Origin of the sequence: Lamprocystis purpurea DSM 4197 (assembly GCF_000379525.1) — a bacterium.
GTDB lineage: Bacteria > Pseudomonadota > Gammaproteobacteria > Chromatiales > Chromatiaceae > Thiodictyon > Thiodictyon purpureum.
The window spans coordinates 1-1,357 of record NZ_KB902468.1 but is presented as its reverse complement, the minus strand read 5'-3'; the positions used below and the strand labels follow the sequence as shown (position 1 = coordinate 1,357).

The 1,357-nt window shown below is 53.6% G+C and carries 2 protein-coding genes; both read left to right on the top strand.

The features are described from left to right. Nucleotides 1-242 precede the first annotated feature (242 nt). Nucleotides 243-515 (top strand): antitoxin, encoded by a 273-nt coding sequence (locus A39O_RS0109400; protein ID WP_026199274.1) that lies wholly within the window; start codon nt 243-245, stop codon nt 513-515. Between the two features lie 454 nt (nt 516-969). Further along, on the top strand, nt 970-1,170 hold the full coding sequence (locus A39O_RS40640) for a hypothetical protein (protein ID WP_157639913.1): 201 nt from the start codon (nt 970-972) through the stop codon (nt 1,168-1,170). Nucleotides 1,171-1,357: the final 187 nt, after the last annotated feature.

Below are 1,357 nucleotides of genomic sequence, written 5' to 3'. Positions count from 1 at the left end.
TCTTAATAAAGATGTATAACTAATTTATGCCTCGTTACTTAGGGTCTGTCCGCAAATAAGTTGAACAATCCACCACGCCCAAACCCTATTGGCTATGCAGTCAGCGACAACTATTGTCCAGGTTATTTGCGGACAACCATTTAGGCACCGGAATGTAGAAGCCAATGGTCGGAGCACCGCTTTTTCTTTGGCGGTCCGGCGAGTATAAGCTATCCTGGAAGACGTCCTGCGAGACCACCGACATGATCGCAATTGCCAAACTTGAGACCACCGGCCACCAGCAGACCCTACGCCTGCCCCCGGGCTTTGAACTGGCCGGCGAGGAGGTCTGGGTGCGCATAGATGAGGCGACCGGCGAGATTACCCTGAGATCCAAAGCGCCCGGTCCCGACGAGGACCGCTTGGCGCTCCTATTTGCCCTCCTGGACGAGTCGCCATTACCGCATGACTTCCTCGCCGAGCGTGAAAATCTCGTCGAGAGTCCCCGCAACCCCTTGGAAAATTGGACGGAATGATCCAGTACCTATTGATCCGCGACGGGCGCCAGATAGCCGGCGCCCGTCGCGGATGACAGGTGGAAAACTCGTTGTGAATCCGCTACGCCCGGAGTATCGGGTGTGTGATGCGCGCGACGATAGGGCAACATACTAACCGGGGTACTCCAGTCCCGGCCCTTTCGAAACAAGAGGTTGACATCATGCCTCTATGTAGTAAAATTATTGGTTGGCTAGCATGGCTGATTCTGCGCATCTGTCTCCCAAGCCGATTGCTGGTGTGGATTACGGGCAATGATCGACAGCGTACTGGCGATTGATGATATAGGGAGTAGCTTTTACGGTAATGCGGATCGCCGGTTATCTGAATGAGTTTAAATGTCACAAGGCCGAGGGATGCAGGCGCTTTCATCACTTCGGAAAACACGAGGCCAGCAGTCGAACTTAATGAAACCATCAGGGTTCCGGGGGAGGAATGAGTATTTCTGATTTTCTGGCACGGCTTATCCCAAGCGGTCTTGAGAAGATTCCGCCTGCGGATCAAAGTAAACGCAACGATGAAATTGTTCGTGCAGTGACGCAACGAAACGCTGAGGGAAGCGTCTTACTTGGCGCTGGCAGGCTTTTGACAGCGGAAGACAAAAGACGTGCCTTTGAAGAACTCCATTTTGACTGAGTTGTAAATGCCTCCATCCGCCGAAGAAATTGATCGTCTTTGGAAATTGTACGATGAGGCGGAGAACTACATAGCCGAAATCTCCAGTCTTTCACGGCGAATCCGTTCTAGCCCACCGTGGCTGGCCGTCCCCGCGGGCGGCGGCGGGAGTTTTCCGTCATGCCCAGGTAGTCGAACACCAGGCGGA

What these genes read in the sequence shown, in the direction of transcription:
- A39O_RS0109400 (WP_026199274.1), top strand. Translation starts at nt 243, where the DNA reads ATGATCGCAATTGCCAAACTTGAGACCACCGGCCACCAGCAGACCCTA.
- A39O_RS40640 (WP_157639913.1), top strand. Translation starts at nt 970, where the DNA reads ATGAGTATTTCTGATTTTCTGGCACGGCTTATCCCAAGCGGTCTTGAG.